Consider the following 21261-nt stretch of genomic DNA (forward strand, 5'->3'; position numbering starts at 1 on the left):
AATGGAACTCACGAGAAACGCTATAACGTTAATGACCGTGATGACCTTTATGTTGTGGTAACTCCGGCGGGTTCAATCTCATTTCGCTACCACTATTCAATAAATCGAACACAAGAGACCATTAGCTTTGACCGTTAGGGCGTCGGTGGGATTACGCTTGCGCAAGCGCGACGAGCTGAAATTTAGCGAAGCATTATGGACGAAACTAAAGGAGAGGATGAAACAACGTAGACCAGATTGGTTTTTTCTTTCCAGACTGGCAATGAATATTATTATTGCTCTCAAAATCTTTGCCGGTAGCTCTGATTATATCCTTCCTTCGCCTACGATTCCGATGCGCCAGTGAGTAGCGCTAGTCAAAACCTGCTTTTGATGCTGACATCTCGTTTGGCATAGAAAGAAGGCGAGCCGTGGCCTGAACTTGCATAAAGAACTCCATAATTTAGGCGGCGCAAAATAAATCACTGTTACCTATCCTCTCTTTTCATCGCCGGTTGCTCAATTACGTTATTTCACTCTCGTATTGAGATAATTATCAAGTGTGAGCCATCCCGCAAAATTACGCTTATATATTGAGTTTGCTTTGTCACCGACAGCAGGCAAGGGTCTAAATTAAAAGCCTGTTTAGTATGGTAGTTCATTTGCTGAGAATATCGTCTGTGCGCGGTTAATCAACCCTTCCGGGCCTTTAAATGGCTTTTGTCTCAATGATCACATAAATAAAAAAACATAATTAATTAATTTAAAAACATAATAGATTCTCATGGGTTACTTGTGTCAGAAAGTGTTCCTCCCAGACAAAAGAACCGGAGATCTGACTAGAATGAGCAATAACATAATGCAAAGCCGGCATGATGAATATCATAAATTAACCCGTGGAGAGCGTATTGGTTATGGGATGGGCGACTTTGCGCAAAACCTGGTATTCGGTACCATTGGCGGTTTTCTGGCGCTTCACATGTTGACTGTAAATACAATCAGTACAGCAACAGCCGGATTTATATTTCTTTTTGTCCGCATTATTAACGTGTTATGGGACCCGATGGTGGGAACGTATGTTGATAAAAGAAGCTCTCCTGCCGGAAAATACCGTCCCTGGCTTTTAAGAGCAGGTGTTCCTCTTGTTATCCTTTCTGCTTTACTGTTTGCTCCTATCCCGGGTATCCAGGGTTCTGTTCCTTTTGCATTTGTGGTTTATTTAGCCCTGGATTTGATTTATTCAGTAGTGAATATCCCGTATGGTTCACTGAATGCTTCACTGACAAGAGATCCTGAATCTATTGATAAACTGACCAGCACACGTATGATGCTGGCTAATAGTGCGAATCTTCTTGTCTATACGCTCTTTCCAATGTTTGTACAAATTGCTTCTCCAAAAGATCGAAGCCTGAAAGATACGGGTTTTTTTGGCCTTGAACTCAATATGGGTAACTACACCGATCCCTCAGCTAACTACGCGTGGTTTGGTGTTTACTCAATCTATATGCTGATCGGCGCAGTTGCACTTTTCATCTGTTATAAATTTACTAAAGAACGTGTCGTTGCGACGGCAGAACAAACAGCCAACGTAAAAGCGACAGATCTGTTCCATGAACTCAGACATAACCGGCCGCTTGTCATTCTCGGATTGTTTTTCATGCTGGCCTTCACCTTCATGTTTTTCATGAATACCGTAAATGGCTTTTTCAATCAGTACGTCGTTGGCCACTCAGAGTGGATGGGCGCTATCGGCCTGGTCGCCTCAATTCCCGGTATTGTCTTCCCTGTTTTTTGGCCCAGACTGAAGAAAATTTTTGGCAAAAAAGGCTTCTTCCATCTGTTCCTTGGCATGTTTATTGTCGGTGAACTACTGACCTACGTATGGTCACGTGAAGCAATGCACGATGCCCTTTGGCTGGCTTATATCTCAACATTCATCAAACAGTGGGGCTTAAGCTCTGCGACCGGCTTCATGTGGGCACTTGTCCCTGAAGTTGTCGCTTATGGCGAATTAAAAACAGGAAAACGAAACGCCGCCATTATTAATGCCATTATGGGACTGTTTTTCAAAATCGGTTTCACGCTGGGTGGCGCGATTCCACTTTGGTTACTGGCCGCCTATGGCTTTAACGAAAAAGGGGTTCAGCAAAGTGCAAATGCTATCGACGGAATAATTATTACAGCGATTTGGGCTCCAATAATGTTAGCCGCCATTTCGATGATCATCATTCAGGTCTATCCCATCTCAGACAAACATGTCACCGACATCAATCGTCAGCTTGATGAGGTACGTGTGTAGTTTGAAAAATTAGCGATAAAACTCAAAAAATAGCCAGCTTAAACTTAAAAGGTATGATTATATGTCTCTGATTCAAAACCCTATCTTACCTGGATTTAATGCCGATCCGAGCATTATCCGTGTAGAAGACACCTACTATATTGCAAACTCTACTTTTGAGTGGTTCCCGGGTGTTCGTTTACATGAGTCAAAAGACCTGGAACACTGGAATCTTCTCCCGGCCCCATTATCAACAACCGCGCTTTTAGATATGAAAGGAAATCCTTCATCCGGCGGGATTTGGGCACCAGCGCTTTCGTATGCTGATGGTAAATTCTGGTTAGTTTATACCGATGTGAAAGTCACCGAAGGTGCCTTTAAAGACATGACGAATTATCTGACTACAGCCACTGACATTCGTGGCCCATGGACAGATCCGATTAAACTTAACGGTGTCGGTTTTGACGCTTCACTTTTCCATGATGACGATGGTCGTAAATACCTCATTCAACAAACCTGGGATCATCGCGAGTATCATCATCCTTTTGATGGCATTACGTTAACTGAGCTTGATACACAGACGCTGAAATTAAAACCAGAAACTGCGCGAACGATTTATCGCGGTACTGCCGTCGCCCTGGTCGAGGGGCCACATCTCTACAAACTGAACGGCTATTATTATCTTTTTGCCGCTCAAGGCGGAACCGTTTTCACTCACCAGGAAGTCGTGGCGCGTTCAAAAACATTGAATGCCAATAGTTTTGAAACACAGCCAGGGGAAGTGTTCTTAACCAATATGGATACGCCAGACAGCTATATTCAAAAGCAGGGGCACGGCTCGTTGGTCTCAACCCCGACAGGGGAATGGTATTATGCTTCGCTTTGCGCGCGTCCGTGGAACCGTGTCGGTGAGTCCGCCTACGACCCTCGTGGTTGGTCTACCCTGGGGAGAGAAACCTCTATCCAGAAAGTGTATTGGGATAAAGATGGCTGGCCACGTATTGCAGGAGGCCACGGTGGACGAACGTTTGTCGAAGGGCCAGCAGATGCGATTTATACCGAAAGCGCAAAAGATCATAGCCAGCACGATGATTTTATAACGGCGACACTTGATCTCAACTGGAATACGCTCCGGGTCCCGTTCACCGAAAAAATGGGAACGACGGGTGATGGAAAGTTAACCCTGACAGGGCAGGGATCGCTAGCGAATACCCATGACCTCTCGCTGATTGCCCGACGCTGGCAAGCCTTTTATTTTGATGCGCAGGTTAAAGTTAAATTTGAGCCATTTAATTACCAGCAAATGGCAGGGTTAACCAATTATTACAACGACCGCCATTGGAGTTTTGTTTTCATTACCTGGAATGAAATTAATGGAGCCGTTATCGAAATTGGTGAGAATAATCGTGGGAAATACACCTCCTATCTGAAAGATGAGGCCATTAAGATTCCGGAGGAAACGCAATATGTCTGGTTTCGCACCAAAGTTCGGAAGGAAACCTATAGTTATGAATATAGTTTTGACGGAATCAATTTCGCTGAAATCCCTGTCAAATTAGATTCAGCCATCCTTTCAGATGATTATGTACTGCAAAGCTATGGAGGATTCTTTACCGGAGCATTTGTTGGCCTCGCGGTCGTTGACTATTCTGGTTATGCTGCCAGCGCAGAGTTTTATCACTTCAGTTATCAGGAGTTGGGTGATTTTCTAATTGAAAATAACACTTATAGCTGGGATGCCAGTGAATCACGATTTAATTAAATACTAAGTGTCAATTCAGGTAATAAGTGCAACGCCAGCCTTAATGCTAAGGATGGCGTTGCGCCGGATAAGCGCACCAGCCTCTGACCGTGAAGGAGTCTTAGCACCGAATTATCGGATGCAATCCTTGCTGCAATTTGAATTAGTGGAATGGATTATTCACTTTTGACCCCAGTAATATTTACTCACCCTGACTACGGAGACACTCATTACGCTAATTATTTAACTGTACCTCTACGAAATAAAAATAAAATCAACTTGTTTTGGTGACGTTGTTTCTATTCACACCGAAACAGGATGGTTATTTTCTAAAGATATAATTAATTAATTTGAGATAGCCATGAAAACTGTAAAAACAATCCCTTTAGCAATGGCGATAATTACCGCACTGTGCTCTGTTTCCGTTCTGGCACAGGAATTCACTCAGGAACAGATTGACGCCATTGTCGCTAAAGCGGTTGATAAAGCCCTGGCCGAAAGGCAGGCGAAAATCACTGCTGCTGCCGATAAAAAAGTCGACGTTATTACTGACCCGCAAACCACTGCTGCCTCTCCGGATTTAGCCATTCCATTTGGTCTTAAATTCAGTGGCTACGCCCGCTACGGCAGCCACTTCCAGGCGGGCGATCAGAAATATGTTGGCGTCGAGGGATCCTATAACGGTGCCTCGGCGATCGGTCGTCTGGGTAACGAAAGTAACGGCGGTGAATTCCAGTTGAGCAAAGCCTTCAAAAGCGACAGAGGGGCCATCTGGGACATTAACGTCATGTTTGACCACTGGAGCGATGAAGTGAACCTGAAAAAGGCCTATGCAGGCGTCACTAACGTCTTCGAATCAAACCCAAATGCCTATATCTGGGCTGGCCGCGATTTCCATCAACGTCCGCAGCAGGGGATCAACGACTACTTCTGGATGAACCATGACGGCCAGGGGGCCGGGGTGAAAAACTTGGCTATTGGCGGCATTCAGTTTGACGTGGCAACGGTGTCGCAGGTGAAATCCTGTAGCCCGGAAGTGTCGGCCGATGAGACTAATCCATCACGTATCACCTGTACCGGTAGCTCCGACACCGGTGATGATGGCCATTATGCGCTGACCACCAAAACCCACGGCATCAAGGCCGGGCCGATTGATGTCGAAGTGTACGCCAACTACGGCTTTGACTCGAAAGCGATAGACAACGATGAGCAGCTCGATGCCTGGCAGGGCGGTCTGGTACTGAGCCACACCAACGACAGCGGGGTGAACAAAGTCATTCTGCGCTATTCCGACAACTCGGATAACAGCGTCTACAACAAAACGGACGATCTGACCACGGTCTACGCCAGCTTCGAGGGCAGTCATAAGTTTACCCAGCAGGCGCAGCTCGATTATTTGCTGGCCTTCCATGACTACGATGACGGTAAGGACAACACCGACAACCGTAAAAACTATGCTGCGATTGTGCGACCGATGTATTTCTGGAACGACGTGCACTCAACCTGGCTGGAAGCCGGCTACCAGCGTGTGGATTACGATCAGGGCGGAGATAACAAAGGCTGGAAACTAACGTTATCGCAGAACATCGCCATTGGCATGGGGCCTGAGTTCCGTCCGATGTTGCGCTTCTATGTGACCGGCGGTCAGGTGGACAACGCGCATATCGCCAGAGCCGATGCCACCAGCAACGAGCAACTGGATTCGCTGAATGTCGGCGGCATGTTTGAGGCGTGGTTCTGAGTTAGCTTATAAACCTCCTCGTCACTCGTAAGGAAGGAGAGTCCGGACCCGGAGCAGACCGGTGCCCGGATACCTGGCTGGCAAGGATAACAAATCCGTCATCCCAAAGAGAGATGGCGGATTTTTATATAGCAGCAATGTTGTTAAATGGGGTGTCAGGCATCAGCCTGAAGGCTCAGGCTCAGGCTCAGGCTCAGGCTCAGGCTCAGGCTCAGGCTCAGGCTCAGGCTCAGGCTCAGGCTCAGGCTCAGGCTCAGGCTCAGGCTCAGGCTCAGGCTCAGGCTAAGAAGCCTACGATCGCAGCTCGCTGTTTTGGCGTTTCTGTAAGGCCGAATGGTCAAGTCCGGTTCGGCGTGGTGTTGGGTTTTTGCAGGGAGCCGTCTGGCGAAATGGAGCGATTGACAGCCGCCATCAAGCCAGTAACCAGAGTAAGCGCCGCTGTTCCGCAATTTTTACGGCAAGGCAGACAGATGAAGACTGGACGAAACAAACCGTGCCATTCTGCCCGCGGTTTTAACCTTTCAGCGCATCCCCGGCCGCCGCTGGCGTTTTATTGTTCACTTTGACGAGAATTGCGCTATTCTGCTCTGCAGTAGAGAGACGCGCGCCACACTTGTCGCCAGCCTTTACCCGCCGCTTTTGCTCAATATCCCAAAGCCGCCCCGTGTAAATCCGACTGCTCAGCAGACGTTGCCATTTATTGTCTTCAGGAATGTTGTCATGCTCTCACTTAAAGTGTTCAGCCTGTTTTTTGTTGCCGTCTTACTGTTATCGCTGGGGGCCAGTATTGCGCAGGCCACTCGCCACAGCGATAACAGCGAAAAGGGCGGCTGGTGGTCGGCCCGTCGTGATTCGGCCGGTATCGCGCCCGATCCGCGCGCCATAGCCAACCTAGCTATTGTTCAGGTCTATGCCGCACCGACCTATGGCTGGAAAGGTGCGGTAGCGGTTCATCCGTGGATCATTTTCAAACGCGCTGGCGAAAGCCGTTATAACCGTTATGAGGTGATTAGCTGGGGCAGCGGCGATAAAGTCCGCCGCAACACCAATATTCCTGACGGGTACTGGTACGGCGCGAAACCACGGCTGCTGGTGGAGCATCGCGGCCCGGCGGCGGAAGCGATGATTCCGCAGATTGAGGCAGCAATTAAATCTTACCCGTGGCCAACCACCTATCATGCCTGGCCGGGACCCAACAGTAATACCTTTCTGGCACACATTGGCCGTGAAGTACCGGCACTGAAGCTTGATCTGCCCGCTAATGCGCTGGGCAAAGATTACCGACCGCTGTGGCGTCCGATTGGGTTGCCGCCATCGGGACGTGGATTACAGGTGTCGATTCTGGGCGTGGCGGGCGTGACGCTCGGCGCAGAAGAGGGCTTTGAAGTGAACCTGCTGGGATTAAACATGGGGCTGGATTTCACCCCTTTCCGGTTACGTCTGCCGTTTATCGGCGGCCTCGGCCACGACAACCTTCAACAGAATAACCCGTAACAGTCCGGCCCCGTTCGTCGGGGCCAGTTTTCATCAGCAGACGCCGAAGTCGCCTTCTTCGTGATACAGATTCACGCTATCAGCCTTCACTTCAATCTCTTTTTTGGTCGCATCGTCTGTGCGTGCGCACCACAGAGTATCGCCTTCTGCCCGCAGCACCTGCATTTTTGGACCGCCGGTCTTTGACTGGACAAAATCATCCGGTTTAAACATGTTGCCTCCATAGTTTGTTGTTCATTCTGGTCGCATAAATCCACTGTTGATGATTTTTTGCGTGCCGTTTTCCAGTTTATACCCTGACTGTTTTACCGCGAGAAAAAGTCTGCCCATGCTGAGCCGCATAATCTCCACTTTAATAAGTTGTCAGTTGACAACCCACTGGTTTCACGTCACGCTAGAGGCTCAAATGGTCAGAAAGCGACATCACAGTAAAGAGATTGAATCGGCTTTATGTTACGCCGAATCCCATGGATGGCGGGTAGTACCGGGCGGCCATCATGCGTGGGGCAAGATGTACTGCCCGAAAAACCTGATGACCTGTCGGTGCGGCGAGTTTTGTCTGACCTGCATCTGGAGTACGCCGAAGAGTGCGCAAAACCATGCCAATGCCCTGCGCCGCGTGGTTGATCATTGTCACTTTCTTACGGCCTGACACAGCAAAAGGAGCGGCTCATGGAATACCGTTTTACTTTACGATTTAGCCTGCCAGCGGAGCACGCCACGCAGGATGAGATGCTGGAGAATCTGGCACTGGCGGGCTGTGATGATGCGCTGGTCGGGCTCGGCGTACCTGGCAGAATTGCGCTGGAGTTTAGCCGTGAAGCCTCTTCTGCCAGTGAGGCGTTGATGCGCGCCGAAGCGGAGGTCATCGGCGCCATACCCGGTGCCATGCTGGCGGAAGCCGCGCCCGATTTTGTCGGACTGACGGATGTGGCGGAATTAACCGGCATGTCGCGGCAGAATATGCGCAAACTGATGCTCAGCCATCGCCCGCCGTTTCCGTTGCCGGTGCATGACGGCAAAACCGCCATCTGGCATCTGGACGATGTGCTGGAGTGGTTAAGCCAGCGCGGCACCTATGCGCTGCCAGCCGCCATCGGTGAACTGGCGCAGGTGACGCGCCAGCGTAATCTCAAGCGAGCATTACAATGCAACCCGGGCCGCACCTGAGGCTCAGTGCGGCAGCAGGAACAGGGTAGCCAGTCCCAGGAAGATAAAGAAACCGCCGGTGTCGGTGATGGCGGTGATCAATACGCTGGAGCCGACGGCGGGATCGCGCTTCATTTTGGTCATCACCAGCGGTACCAGCACGCCCATCAGCGCTGCCAGCAGCAGATTCAGCGCCATCGCCAGCATCATCACGCCGCCCAGCGCGAGGTTGTCATACATCAGCCAGGTGATGCCGCCCATAATCCCGCCCCAGAACAGGCCGTTGATCAGCGCCACGCCGAGTTCACGGACAATCAGGAACGAGAAGTTTCCCGGCTCAACCTGATGTAGCGCCAGAGCACGCACAATCATGGTGATGGTTTGATTACCGGTATTGCCGCCGATGCCAGCGACGATCGGCATCAGAGTGGCGAGCGCCACGATTTGCGAGATAGTGCCTTCAAACAGCCCAATCACTCGCGAGGCGACAAAGGCGGTGCAGAGATTAATCGCCAGCCATGCCCAGCGTTTACGCACTGACTTCCGCACCGGCGCAAACACGTCCTCTTCCTGACTGATACCGCCCATTTTACGGATATTGCTTTCGTTTTCGGCATTCACCAAATCGATAATGTCTTCAATAGTGATACGGCCTATCAGGCGGCCCTTTGCATCAGTAACGGCCGCGGAGATCAGGTTATAACGTTCGAAGGCGCTGGCGGCATCTTCCGCCTTATCGTTAAGCTGGAAGGTGGTGGGGCGGGCATTCATTACCTCACTGACCAGCGTTTTCGGCTTGTTCAGCAGAATATCGGTCAGCAGCAGTTCGCCAAGCAGCAGATTATCGTCATTGGTGATAAAGATTTTATCGGTGCCGCCTGGCATGCTTTTGTGCTTACGCAGATATCGCTGCACCGTGGCCAGCGTCACGTCGTCGCGTACCGTCAGGATATTGAAATCCATCACCCGACCGACGCGATCGCGATCAAACTCCACCATGCTCAGCATGCGGGCGCGCAGGCCCGGTTCCACGGTCGCCAGCAGGCGGCCCGTCAGGTCACGAGGCAGATATCGTGCCAGCCACACCTGATCATCAATATCCAGCGGTTCGATGGCGCGCAGAATATCGCGATCGCTCATCTCTTCGGTCAGGCTGGCCCAGACGGTTTCCGAGGCTTCCACCAGTACCAGACCGCGCCGTTCGTTTGGCACCAGTCGCCACAGCGCCTGACGTTCTTCTTCCGGTAAGGCTTCGAGGATGTCGGCAAGGTCGGCAGCGTGCAGCTGACGAATATCCTGCTCCAGCGCGTCACGCTGGGCCGCATTTTCACGTTGCTGTTCAGGACTGAGGTCGCTGGATTTATCCAGCAAAGCATCAACCAGATCGTGCTCGTTGAGCAGCAGCGTCAGAATGCGATGACGTATTTCACTTAAACGTTGAGAGTGTGAGGCAGACACATTGAATCCCTTTAGTCTGAAAGCACCAGCACGAAGTGTAGCGTTTCGCCTGAAAAAGGGATGCAAAAAATGGCGCAGTCAACCGGACGGCGGGGCAGTTTTTCAGGCGAAAAAGTCGTGTTCGCTAACGCGTATCGCCAGAACTGACGGCAACCGGTTCAGGCAGCGATTTTTGTTGCTGATGATGTTCGAAGGCAGCAGGCAGGATAAAAATCAGGCGGCTAAACAAAATGATAAAACTGATCAGCAACACAATACGGGTCATGGTGCCGGTTTTTTGACGTCTTCGGGGAGAAATAGCGCTGTTCACGCGGGGTGGTTCCTGTAATGACCCAAAGCTGGGCGACCGCAACATTTAGTCACAGTCGCCAGACGAAATCAATCGCGGTTGAAAAAAACAGCAGACAAAGATCAGTAACTGGCTTTCTGCGCCAGCAGCGTGGCGAAGCGGCAGTTAATGCGATTGCCGTGTTCATCTTTACGGTGCAGCTGGCCAGGATTTTCGTTGTACTTCACGATATGCCAGTTACGGTAATAATTGCTCAGCTCGCCCGATTTAAACGCAAAGGTAAAATCGCTCGGGCAGGGCATATCGTCGGTGTTCATCGCTGCCACAATCAGGTTGTAGCCGTTTTTCACCGTGCAGGCCTGCATATCAGCAATCAACTGCGGAATGCTCTGCGGTTGCAGAAACATCATCACCACTGTCGACAGCACAAAATCGTAGCCACCGTTAAAGCGCGTCTGGTTCAGATCCCGTTGTTCGGTATGGATGCCGCTCAGACCTTCCCGCTCGATGATATCGTGCAGGCGCGCCAGGCTTTGCGGATTATGATCCCATGCGGTGACGTCGAAACCGTGCTGATTAAGATACAGCGTGTTACGCCCACCGCCACAGCCGAGATCGAGTGCTTTCCCGACGTTGAGCTGTGGTAGCGCCGCCACGACTTCAGAGTGAGGCGGCGTCAGGCCGTAGGTTTCGGCAAAATAGTGTTCGTCACGCAGACGTTCGGTATGTTGTGTCATGGTCATCAGTTCAGTTAAATGGGTGCCAGGCACCCACGTTATCAGGCCTCTTCGAGGATCAGTTTCCATCCGGTGACATCATTCCAGTAACCCTGCTCGCGCTCGAGATCGAGCTGTACCAGGGTGTTCTGACTGAAATAGCCCGCGGGGAAAATCAGCGTCCAGTGGCCGTCGTCGCACTTCAGCACCAGAGTATCCGGCCGTGTGGTGGCCTGGCGCTGATTATTCAGCAGGGTACCCAGACGCAACAGGAAAATCAGCGGCACGAACTGCTTCTTCTTAAACAGCGTCACCCGCGGCAACTCATCGAGTTTCACCGCTTTCCGGTGGAATCTTACCAGCGCCGCCAGCAGCATTTGCTGATCCTGATTAAAGCCAGGCATATTGGTGTTTTGCAGGATGTAGGCTGAATGGCGCTGCAGACCGCTATGATTGATGGTCAGTCCGACTTCATGCAGCATTGCCGCCCACTTCAGCAGCGCCGCCAGTTGCGGATTCGCCAGTTTGGGATTCTGATCGCGCCACTGCAGATAGAGCTGTTCGGTAGTGTCGAGCACGCGTCGCGCCTGATCGCTGTCGATGGCGTAATGGTTCGCCAGACTCTGCGCGGTGCGGCTGCGGATATCCTGATGACGGAAGCGGCCTTCCATTTCGTACAGCACGCCTTCACGTAGCGCACCATCGGAGAGGCGCAGCTCGCGAATTGCCAGCGCGTCGAACACGCCGCACAGAATCGCCAGTCCCGGTACAAACACCCCTTTACGCTCTTCCGACAGGCCTGGCAGACTCAGCGCGGCAAACGATTTATGTTTGATCACTTCGTCATACAGTTTGTCGAGACGCTCAGGCGTAATCAGCTTCTCTTTCTCATCCATCGCCTGCAGCACTTCACAGGCGGCTTTGATGGTGCCGGACGCACCCAGCGCATATTGCCAGCCATGCAGACGATACTGCCACGCCAGCGTTTCCAGCTTCTGTGCGGCCGCTAAGCGGGCGCGACGGAAATTCTCGCGGCTGATTTCACCGTTGGGGAAATAGAGCTGCGCGAAACTGACGCAACCCATGCGGCGGCTTTCCACCAGCTGCGGCTCAAAATCCTCGCCAATCACCAGTTCGGTTGACCCGCCACCGATGTCGATCACCAGCTTGCGACCTTTCTCCGGCTGAGTATGCTCCACGCCCATAAAGATCAGACGGGCCTCTTCATGGCCTGAAATCACCTCAATCGGATAGGGGATCACCTCGGCGGCCCGTTGCAAAAAGGTTTCGGCGTTGACCGCCTGGCGCAGCGTATGGGTGCCGACAATGGTGACATTGCTCGGGCTGAATCCCTGCAGGCGTTCCGCGAACAGCGCCAGGCAGGTTAATCCCCGCTCCATCGCCTCTTCGCTCAGGCGATTACTGGCATCCAGCCCGTCAGCCAGATGGACGCGCTGCTTCAGGCGACCCAATACCTGCATCGCGCCATCTACCACCCGGGCGATGACCATATGGAAGCTGTTCGATCCGAGGTCGATCGCCGCAAACTCCTGGGGTTTTGGCGTACTTTTATGGGAAATTGGCATAGGATTTATTCAGGTTGTTCCAGGTTCTTGATGTAATCATAAATGGCCAGCTGCGATCGCACTTTGCGACGATTGCCGCGCTGGACGTAATGGTTACTCAACTCTTTATCGACGATGCGGGCTTTTACCGTATCACTTAACTGAATAGCAATAATGTCGAGTATGCGCTGCTTAATACGTGGATCGAGAATCGCCACCGCCACTTCGATGCGGTAATCAATGTTACGCGTCATCCAGTCAGCCGAGGAGAGGAACACTTTTTTATCGCCGCCATTGTCAAAAATATAGACGCGATCGTGCTCCAGATAACGGTCAACGATACTGATGACGCGAATATTTTCACTGATCCCCGGCAAATCGGGAATTAATGAGCACATGCCGCGCACCAGCAGATTGACCTTAACCCCCACGCTGGAGGCTGTATAAAGCCGGTCAACCAGTCCTTTGTCCACCAGATTATTGATTTTCAGAGTAATGCCGGATGGCTTTTTCTGCTGCGCATTGGCGATTTCGTTATCGATCAACTCATACAGCATCCGGCGTGAGTTCTGCGGTGACACCATCAGATGATCGAAGGTGACCGGCCGGTAAGGGTTCTCGATAAAGTTAAACACCCGGCGCACTTCGTTGGTGATACGCGCATCGGCGGTCAGCAACGAGTAGTCGGTATAGAGGCGGGCGGTTTTTTCGTTGAAGTTGCCGGTACCGATATGCGCGTACCGCACAATCTCTTCACCTTCACGGCGGGAAATCAGGAACAGCTTGGCGTGGATCTTCAGCCCCGGCGCAGAGAAAATTACGTGCACGCCCGCTTCGGTCAGGCGCTTAGCCCAGTAGATGTTCGCCTCTTCATCAAAGCGCGCCTGCAGTTCAACCACCACCGTCACTTTTTTACCGTTATAGGCCGCATGAATCATCGCATCCATGATGCGTGAGTGTTTGGCGACGCGATAAATATTGATTTTTATCGCCAGCACGCTGGGGTCAAACGACGCCTGACGCAGCAGTTCCAGCACGTGCTCAAAGGTATGGTAAGGATAATAGAGCAGCACATCGCGATCGCGAATGGCATCAAAGCCATTGCGGAAGCCATCAAATCCGATATGGCGAATCTGCGGCAGCGGCCGGTTCACCAGGTTGTTTTTGCCGACGTTCGGGAAGCCAATGAAGTCTTTAAAGTTGTGGTAGCGTCCGCCGGGCAATATGGAATCGAAGTTAGAAATGGAGAGCTTGTGACACAACAGTTCCACCATCGAATCGGGCATGTCGCGCTGGTAGACAAAGCGGACCGGCTCGGCGGTCAGGCGTTGCTTCAGGCTGGACGACATCAGCTCCAGCAGACTCGATTCCATCTCCGTCACCAGATCGTACTCGGCGTCACGCGTCATCTTCATCGAGTAGGCGTTCAGTGCGTCGTAGTCGTAAAAGCCTTTGAAAATATCGTCCAGGCAGTAACGTAAAATGTTATCCAGCAGGATCATCGGCTTACGACGACGCGGCGGCTCAGCCGGCAGATTAATGAAACGCGGCACTTTATCGGACGGGATCTCCAGCAGCGCATAACGAATGGTATCGCCGCGGATAATTTCCACCGCCAGATAGGTGTAATCGTCTTTCAGAAATTCGGTCAGGTCAGTTTCATGGGTGATCAGAATCGGCGAGATATGCTGGCGCAGTTCATGTTTGAAATAGTGGCGCAGCCACGCCTGCTGATTCGGCGAGAGCTGGCGCTCGTTGATCAGGAAGATCTGATTACGCGCCATCTCCAGCAGCAGATCGTTATACAGGGCGTCGAACTCCTGGTCAGACTTCAGGACTCGCTGCTGGATCTTCTTGAATAAATGACGTGGCGTACTGGCGGAACCCTGCTCTTCACCAATCAGAATGCGGCGTTTCAGGTCGGCGAAACGCACCTTGTAGAATTCGTCGAGGTTATTGGAGTAGATACCGAGAAAACGCATCCGCTCAATCAGCGGATTACTTTTGTCCGCCGCTTCCTGCAAAACCCGTTCGTTAAAGGATAACCAGCTTAATTCTTTTTCAATATAAAGCTTTACCTGACCCATTCTCACTCCATATAGCGGTTGCAGGACTGAAGATCCAGTGTCCCTGATCATTATGGCGAGAGTATGGCAGCGTTGTCCAACGTCAATAGTTGTCTTATCAACCGGCTACGGGCAACATAGCGGCTTGTTTTTGCCTGCTACCGGAACCGCATGAGCGTAAACCACATCCCAGTCCAGTTCAGCGACCGTAAGCGTCGTGCCGTTGACCGCCTGACGCGGCGGCTGGTCACGTCCTGTGGCATTGCGATTCTGCTGCTGATGTTGCTGCTGTTTTGCTGGCTGATTGGCGTGGTATTGCCGCTGTTCAGTGCACCGGGTCTGCAGATTGCCAGTAATCAGCAGCTATGGGATCGCGCGCCGGCGTTAGCCCTCGGCAATGATGGTCGTATCGGCTGGCGTATCAGCGCGCACGGCGCGGCGCGGTTTATTCCGTTGGATGGACAACCGGCGGAACCGGCGCTGGCGTTATCGCCGCCACCGCAACAGGTGGTGCGCAGTGCCGACGGCCAGACGCTGCTGCTGAATATGCAGGGTGCGCTGATGCTGATGCAACCGACAGCGGAACAACAGTGGCGCTTTCCGCTGGGCGACAAACCGTTTCACCTGCCGCACGGCGCGGTGACAAAAATGGCTCTGGCGACTCGCCATCCAGGCCAGTGGCGTATCGCGGCGCTGACCGACCGCGGCCTGACGGTGCTGACGCTCGGCACCGATCAGCAGGCCGCCACTGTCGATCTGCCACAGCAACAGCTGGACCTGCTGGCACTTTCCCCGGCAGGCGATCTGCTCTATACCACCGAAGGCAACGTGCTGCGGGTCTGGCAACTCGACGAGGATCAGGCGCGGTTGCGTGAAACCCAGACGCTGCCGCAGCGCCCGCAAAGTCTGCATCTGCTGGTGGGCGGTAAGAGCCTGCTGATTCAGGATCAGAGCGGCATTACCCAGTGGTTTGCGATCGCCAGCCCACAGGGACCGCGTCTTCAACGCATCCGGACGTTCGCGCACAGCGCGGGAGTGGCGAAAGTGGTCACCGAGCCGCAACGTCGGGTGTTCGCCACCCTCAGTGAAAATGGCCTGCTGCGGCTGTTCGCCAGCAAACAGGATGGCCCGATTCTGCAGCGCCAGCTGGCGCCAGGCATTCTTGACGCGCAGTTCTCACCGCGTGGCGACAGTCTGCTGATTGAGCGGGCAGGCAGCTGGCAAACCCTGCGGCTGGATAATCCGTGGCCTGACGTTACCTGGCGTAATTTCTGGCAAAAAATCTGGTACGAAAATTACCCGGCACCGGACTGGATCTGGCAATCGACTGCGGCGGGCGACAGCTATCAGGGCAAGTTCAGCCTGGTACCGATGGTGGTCGGCACGCTGAAAGCCGCCAGCTTAGCGCTGCTGTTTGCCACGCCGCTGGCGCTGGCGGCAGCCATGTATACCGCGTTTTTTATGGCACCGGGCCTGCGTCGCTGGGTTAAACCGGCTATCGAAATGATGGGCGCGCTGCCGAGCGTGGTGGTGGGGCTGATTGCCGGTGTCTGGCTGGCACCGCACATCAGTCAGGCGTTGATTGGAGTGCTGTTGCTGCCGCTGACGCTGGCCGCCAGTTTGCTGCTGTGCGGCGCGCTCAGCGCGCGTTTACCGGCGCGCTGGCGACAGCCGGGCCGCGAGGTGCTGATTCTGCTGCCGCTGCTGCTGCTGGTCACCTTACTGACGCTGTGGCTGCCAACGCTGTTTATCCCTGATGCAGGCGACTGGCTGCCACATTATGAACAGCGCAACCTGCTGGTGGCGGCGCTGGCGATGGGCTTTGCGCTGGTGCCGCTGATATTTACGCTCTCTGAAGATGCGCTGTTCAGCGTGCCCGCATCGCTGGGGCAGGGCTCGCTGGCGCTGGGTGCTACGCCGTGGCAAACCCTGACCCGAGTGGTGTTGCCTGGCGCCTCAGCCGGGATCTTTGCCGCCCTGATGATCGGCCTGGGCCGCGCGGTGGGGGAAACGATGATTCTGCTGATGGCGACCGGCAACACGCCGCAAAGTCAGGGCGGATTGTTCAGCGGACTGCGCGCCCTGTCAGCCAATATCGCCATCGAGATGCCGGAAGCCGCCGCTGGCAGCGCCCATTATCGCATCCTGTTTCTCAGCGCCCTGATGCTGCTGCTGTTCACTCTGGTGATCAATACCGTGGCGGAGCTGATCCGTCAGCGTTTGCGCCAGCGCTACAGCCAGCATGAGGAGCAGGTATGAAGGTGATGCGACAAAACGATCGCTGGCGCTGGTTAACCGCCGGTGCCGTGGCGGTCTGCCTGTTAGCCTTTACGCTGTTGATTGGCCTGCTGGCCTGGCAGGGCGTCCGGGCTTTCTGGCCGCAGCGGGTTGACCTCTACAGTTTCAGCCAGCCCGACGGGCGTGAGGTGCGCCTGCTGGGCGAAACTCTTGAGCATCAGCCGCGCTTTCCCGCCCCGGCTGACGAGCAGGGCAACAGCGGCGGACAGGTTCATCGCTACCTGATTAAAACCGGCAACCGCGACTGGGACGCGCCCGATTTCCGCGTGGTCTACAGCCGGCAAGCGGCCAGCGTCAGCCAGCCGAAAGCGATCATGGTGTTGCAGCGTCGCAGTCACGGCCAGGCTTACGGCTGGTTTATCGGCCTGCGCGAAGATAATGAGGTCTTAACCGCCCGCAATCCCGATGCGCTGCTGCATCAGCGGCTGGCGCAGGTACAACTGCTGGTGCGGCAGGCCAATCAGATTCGCCGGGTAGAGATGGCACGCGTCAACAGCCAGCGTGAGCAGCTGGATGAACAGGCCACGCAGCAGCGCGCCGCCGGTCGCTTTGATCTACAGACCCAGTCGGAATATCAGGCGAATCAGGCGGCCTTGCAGCGTCGGTTCGATCATCTCAGCGAGACGCTGGCCAGCCTGCAACAGCAGAGCCAGCGCGACGTGCTGATCCTGCGGGATGTGCACGGCATCGACCACGCGATTCCGCTAACGGAAATTGTCGATAGCTGGAAACCCAACGCAATGACGCTGGGCGAAAAGAGTCTCCATTTCCTGCATCAGCTGTGGCGCTTTGTCAGCGACTCGCCGGCCGACGGTGGAAGCGAATCCGGTGCTTTCCCGGCGATCTTTGGCACTGTGCTGATGGTGTTGCTGATGTCGATTGTGGTGATGCCGCTTGGGGTGATCGCCGCAATCTGGCTGCACGAATATGCCGGGCGCAACGCACTGACCCGGCTGGTGCGGATTGCGGTGGTTAATCTGGCCGGGGTGCCTTCAATCGTGTATGGCGTCTTTGGCCTTGGCTTTTTTGTCTGGCTGGTCGGCGGCACGATCGATCAGCTGTTCTTCGCCAGCGCATTGCCCAATCCGACCTTCGGCACGCCGGGCCTGCTGTGGGCGGCGTTAACGCTGGCGTTACTGACGCTGCCGGTGGTGATCGTGGCGACGGAGGAGGGACTTTCCCGCATTCCAGATAGTCTGCGTCAGGGATCGCTGGCGCTTGGTGCCACGCAGGCGGAAACCCTGTGGCATGTGGTGCTGCCACTGGCGGTGCCGGCAATGCTGACCGGATTGATCCTCGCCGTGGCACGCGCAGCGGGCGAAACCGCACCGCTGATGCTGGTCGGGGTGGTGAAAATGGTGCCGGAATTACCGATCGATGCGGTGTTCCCTTATCTGCACCTCGACCGCAAATTTATGCATCTTGGCTTCCAGATTTACGATCTGGCGTTTCAGAGTCCGAATATTGAAGCTGACCGGCCGCTGGTGTTCGCCACCGCGCTGCTGCTGGTGCTGATTATTCTGTCGCTCAATTTGCTGGCGATGAGCCTGCGTCACCGCCTGCGTGAACGCTATCGCCTTATGACTCAATAACAGGCTATGACTATGACGCCCGACACTGACATTGCGCTCACCGTTAACCATCTCTCTCTGTGGTACGGCGAGCGCCAGGCGCTGCAGGACATTTCGCTGCAGGTGCCAAAAAACCGCATTACCGCGCTGATCGGCCCGTCCGGCTGCGGTAAATCGACCCTGCTGCGCTGCTTCAATCGGATGAACGATGTGATCGATCACTGTCGGATCGACGGTGAGGTGCTGCTGGGCGCGGTGCCGATCATGCGGCCGGATCAGGATCTTTCTGCGCTGCGTCGGCGGGTCGGGATGGTGTTTCAGCGGCCCAATCCGTTTCCGAAGTCGATCTATGAAAACGTGGTTTACGGCCTGCGATTACAGGGCGTGCGCGATCGGCGGGTGCTGAACGAAGCCTGCGAACGTGCGCTGCGGGCGGCGGCGTTATGGAGTGAGGTGAAGGATCAACTGGGGCAGAATGCGCTGACGCTCTCGACCGGACAGCAGCAGCGGCTGGTGATTGCGCGGGCGATTGCTATCGAACCGGAGGTTCTGCTGCTGGATGAACCGACCTCGGCGCTGGACCCCATCTCTACCCTGGTGATTGAAGAGCTGATGACCACGCTGAAGCAGCACTTTACGCTGGTGCTGGTCACCCACAATATGCAGCAGGCGTCACGCGTATCGGACTATACCGCTTTTATGCATCAGGGCGCGCTGGTGGAGTTTGACGATACCGATCGCATCTTTACTGCGCCGAAACAACGACGCACCGAAGATTACATTACCGGCCGCTACGGTTAAGGAAAGGGATAAGAGCGGGGTTTGGTCAGACGACTGATAAACTTAAAGCGATGGGAGCCGATGCCCGGAGTAAAGCATCGCGGGCCATCGACAAAAACGTCGGGAGCGTTTTTGAACAACGCAAAGCGTTGGCCCGGCTACGGGCGCACCTCAGGGATGAGGTGCGTAATCGCCCGCGCTGAGCGGCCAGGGATGGCGTTTTTTGCGTCTTTACGGAGGGCACAGGCTCTCTGAGCCTTTACTCTGCCATCACTTCAGAAGAAATGATGGCTTCTCCTTCCACGTCAGTCGTTTGCATAGCCCTGCGGCGGCAAGGGTTCACCGTCCAGCCAGGCTTTCCCGTCACGCATCCTGAGCCGTCCGTCGATAAACCAGCTAATCACCAGCGGATAGATCGCATGTTCCTGATGCTGCACCCGCTCAGTAATCTCCGCCTCACTGTCATCCGGGAATACCGGCACTTTGGCCTGCAGGATCACCGGGCCGCCATCCAGTTCATCGGTGACAAAATGCACTGAGGTCCCGTGTTCGCTATCGCCGTTCTCCAGTGCCTGACGGTGTGTATGCAGGCCGGGGTATTTCGGCAGCAGAGAAGGGTGAATATTCAGCAGGCGGTCATGGAAATGGGCGACAAACGCACTGCTGAGAATCCGCATATAGCCTGCCAGTACCACCAGATCCGGTGACCAGGCCTCGATTTCAGCGATCAGCTGACGGTCGAAGGCGTCACGGTCAGCGAAGTCGCTGGCGGCCAGCGCTTTGGCGGGAATGCCCGCTTCCTGCGCCCGGGTCAGGCCATAGGCCGCAGCACGGTTGCTGATAACGGCAGCGACGCTGCCGTTAATCCGCCCGCTGGCGCAGGCGTCAAGGATGGACTGAAGGTTGGTTCCGTTGCCGGAAATCAGTACAACCAGCTTTTTCATCCGTTGATGACCACACGCTCTTCCGCATCGGAGGCCTTGATCACGCCCAGCTTCCACGCTTTTTCACCGGCAGCCTGCATCAGCGCGACGGCTTTATCCGCCTCATCCGGGCTCAGGGCAATGATCATCCCGACGCCGCAGTTAAAGGTGCGGTACATCTCAAAGCGGCTGACGTTGCCCGCCTGCTGCATCCAGCTGAATACCGCAGGCCACTGCCAGCTCTTCTCGTCAATCACCGCCTGGGTGTTGTCGGGCAGGACGCGCGGAATGTTTTCCCAGAAGCCGCCGCCGGTCAGGTGCGCAATCGCATGCACATCGACCTGCTCAATCAGGCTGAGGATATTTTTTACGTAGATGCGGGTTGGTTCCAGCAGGTGGTCAGCCAGCGGTTTGCCTTCCAGCTGTTCAACCAGCGGATCGGTATTGCTGACTTCCAGAATCTTACGCACCAGCGAGTAGCCGTTAGAGTGAGGACCGCTTGAACCGAGCGCGATCAGCACGTCGCCGTCCTGCACTTTACTGCCGTCGATGATTTCTGATTTTTCAACCACGCCGACACAGAAACCGGCTACGTCGTAATCTTCACCGTGGTACATGCCCGGCATTTCAGCGGTTTCGCCGCCAACCAGCGCACAACCTGACTGCAGACAGCCTTCGGCGATGCCGGTGATCACCGCAGAAGCGGTATCAACGTCCAGTTTGCCGGTGGCGTAATAGTCGAGGAAGAACAGCGGCTCTGCACCCTGAACCACCAGGTCGTTGACGCACATCGCGACCAGGTCAATGCCAATCGCATCGTGGCGCTTAAGGTCCATCGCCAGACGCAGCTTGGTGCCGACGCCATCGGTGCCGGAGACCAGCACCGGTTCACGGTATTTTTGCGGCAGCGCGCAAAGCGCACCGAAGCCGCCCAGTCCACCCATTACTTCCGGGCGACGCGTCTTTTTCACTACGCCTTTAATACGGTCAACCAGGGCGTTACCAGCATCAATATCAACACCGGCGTCTTTGTAACTGAGAGAGGTCTTGTCGGTCACTGCGAGGTCCCCACGCGAGTTGCGGTTGGTGGTTTAAATAAAGCGCGGTAATTCTACCAGCGCAGGCAAACGTTTGCGAGTCCGGGATTGCGCACCAGGCGATTTTCATCAATCCTTATTTTGTCCCGGTAAATGCTGCCGCCTTGCGCAAGGAT

18 protein-coding genes and 1 pseudogene are annotated in these 21261 nt (G+C 54.3%); 10 read left to right on the plus strand and 9 right to left on the minus strand.

The window, feature by feature from the left end; all coding sequences use genetic code 11:
- Window positions 1–169: 169 nt before the first annotated feature.
- From AABB92_RS23390 to AABB92_RS00755, 4 genes and pseudogenes are all read left to right on the plus strand, one after another.
- Window positions 170–393 (plus strand): annotated as a pseudogene (locus tag AABB92_RS23390) (tyrosine-type recombinase/integrase); the annotation flags it as partial.
- A gap of 445 nt (window positions 394–838) precedes the next feature.
- Entirely contained in the window at window positions 839–2278 is a 1440-nt protein-coding gene (locus tag AABB92_RS00745) for an MFS transporter (RefSeq protein WP_161797049.1), read from the plus strand.
- 61 nt (window positions 2279–2339) lie between these two features.
- On the plus strand, window positions 2340–4019 hold the full coding sequence (locus AABB92_RS00750; RefSeq protein WP_031376471.1) for a glycoside hydrolase family 43 protein: 1680 nt from the start codon (window positions 2340–2342) through the stop codon (window positions 4017–4019).
- Window positions 4020–4359: 340 nt separating this feature from the next.
- On the plus strand, window positions 4360–5739 hold the full coding sequence (locus AABB92_RS00755; RefSeq protein ID WP_031376470.1) for a carbohydrate porin: 1380 nt from the start codon (window positions 4360–4362) through the stop codon (window positions 5737–5739).
- A gap of 155 nt (window positions 5740–5894) precedes the next feature.
- Here AABB92_RS00755 and AABB92_RS00760 read toward each other — a convergent pair whose 3' ends face one another.
- A complete protein-coding gene (locus tag AABB92_RS00760) occupies window positions 5895–6080 on the minus strand; it encodes a hypothetical protein (RefSeq protein WP_193387666.1) in 186 nt (61 codons plus the stop codon).
- A 379-nt stretch (window positions 6081–6459) separates the two neighbouring features.
- Between AABB92_RS00760 and AABB92_RS00765 the strand changes: the two genes are divergently transcribed.
- The gene (locus tag AABB92_RS00765) at window positions 6460–7233 is read left to right on the plus strand and encodes a DUF3750 domain-containing protein (RefSeq protein ID WP_031375367.1); all 774 of its coding nucleotides are present in this window, start codon (window positions 6460–6462) and stop codon (window positions 7231–7233) included.
- Window positions 7234–7266: 33 nt separating this feature from the next.
- Here AABB92_RS00765 and AABB92_RS00770 read toward each other — a convergent pair whose 3' ends face one another.
- Window positions 7267–7446, minus strand: coding sequence for a hypothetical protein (locus tag AABB92_RS00770; protein ID WP_031375368.1), 180 nt, complete (start codon window positions 7444–7446; stop codon window positions 7267–7269).
- Between the two features lie 193 nt (window positions 7447–7639).
- Between AABB92_RS00770 and AABB92_RS00775 the strand changes: the two genes are divergently transcribed.
- Window positions 7640–7885, plus strand: a complete 246-nt coding sequence (locus AABB92_RS00775) for a hypothetical protein (RefSeq protein ID WP_072051000.1) — start codon at window positions 7640–7642, stop codon at window positions 7883–7885.
- 20 nt (window positions 7886–7905) lie between these two features.
- A complete protein-coding gene (locus tag AABB92_RS00780) occupies window positions 7906–8403 on the plus strand; it encodes a helix-turn-helix transcriptional regulator (protein WP_031375369.1) in 498 nt (165 codons plus the stop codon).
- A 3-nt stretch (window positions 8404–8406) separates the two neighbouring features.
- Here AABB92_RS00780 and mgtE read toward each other — a convergent pair whose 3' ends face one another.
- From mgtE to ppk1, 5 genes are all read right to left on the minus strand, one after another.
- Complete coding sequence (gene mgtE, locus AABB92_RS00785; protein ID WP_031375370.1) at window positions 8407–9840, minus strand: magnesium transporter; 1434 nt, start codon at window positions 9838–9840, stop codon at window positions 8407–8409.
- A gap of 124 nt (window positions 9841–9964) precedes the next feature.
- A complete protein-coding gene (locus AABB92_RS00790) occupies window positions 9965–10150 on the minus strand; it encodes a YfgG family protein (protein WP_031375371.1) in 186 nt (61 codons plus the stop codon).
- Between the two features lie 101 nt (window positions 10151–10251).
- The gene (gene tehB, locus AABB92_RS00795; RefSeq protein ID WP_089561711.1) at window positions 10252–10872 is read right to left on the minus strand and encodes a tellurite resistance methyltransferase TehB; all 621 of its coding nucleotides are present in this window, start codon (window positions 10870–10872) and stop codon (window positions 10252–10254) included.
- 35 nt (window positions 10873–10907) lie between these two features.
- Complete coding sequence (ppx, locus tag AABB92_RS00800) at window positions 10908–12431, minus strand: exopolyphosphatase (RefSeq protein ID WP_031375372.1); 1524 nt, start codon at window positions 12429–12431, stop codon at window positions 10908–10910.
- A gap of 5 nt (window positions 12432–12436) precedes the next feature.
- Window positions 12437–14497, minus strand: coding sequence for a polyphosphate kinase 1 (gene ppk1, locus AABB92_RS00805; RefSeq protein ID WP_031375373.1), 2061 nt, complete (start codon window positions 14495–14497; stop codon window positions 12437–12439).
- A gap of 150 nt (window positions 14498–14647) precedes the next feature.
- Here ppk1 and AABB92_RS00810 point away from each other — a divergent pair, with 150 nt between their 5' ends.
- The 3 genes from AABB92_RS00810 to pstB are packed head-to-tail and all read left to right on the plus strand — an operon-like array spanning window position 14648 to window position 19146.
- A complete protein-coding gene (locus tag AABB92_RS00810) occupies window positions 14648–16735 on the plus strand; it encodes an ABC transporter permease subunit (protein ID WP_031375374.1) in 2088 nt (695 codons plus the stop codon).
- Window positions 16732–18366 carry a phosphate ABC transporter permease PstA gene (gene pstA / locus AABB92_RS00815; RefSeq protein WP_031375375.1) on the plus strand — a complete coding sequence of 545 codons (1635 nt, stop codon included), beginning with the start codon at window positions 16732–16734 and terminating at the stop codon, window positions 18364–18366. Before AABB92_RS00810 ends, pstA begins: the two co-directional genes overlap by 4 nt.
- A 12-nt stretch (window positions 18367–18378) precedes the next feature.
- The gene (gene pstB / locus AABB92_RS00820) at window positions 18379–19146 is read left to right on the plus strand and encodes a phosphate ABC transporter ATP-binding protein PstB (protein WP_031375376.1); all 768 of its coding nucleotides are present in this window, start codon (window positions 18379–18381) and stop codon (window positions 19144–19146) included.
- Between the two features lie 284 nt (window positions 19147–19430).
- On the opposite strand, the gene purN is transcribed toward pstB, so the two are convergent.
- The gene (purN, locus tag AABB92_RS00825; RefSeq protein WP_031375377.1) at window positions 19431–20069 is read right to left on the minus strand and encodes a phosphoribosylglycinamide formyltransferase; all 639 of its coding nucleotides are present in this window, start codon (window positions 20067–20069) and stop codon (window positions 19431–19433) included.
- Window positions 20066–21106 (minus strand): phosphoribosylformylglycinamidine cyclo-ligase, encoded by a 1041-nt coding sequence (gene purM / locus AABB92_RS00830; RefSeq protein WP_031375378.1) that lies wholly within the window; start codon window positions 21104–21106, stop codon window positions 20066–20068. The genes purN and purM overlap by 4 nt, the downstream gene beginning before the upstream one ends.
- Window positions 21107–21261 lie beyond the last annotated feature (155 nt).

Source organism: Pantoea brenneri, from assembly GCF_038594305.1.
GTDB lineage: Bacteria > Pseudomonadota > Gammaproteobacteria > Enterobacterales > Enterobacteriaceae > Pantoea > Pantoea brenneri.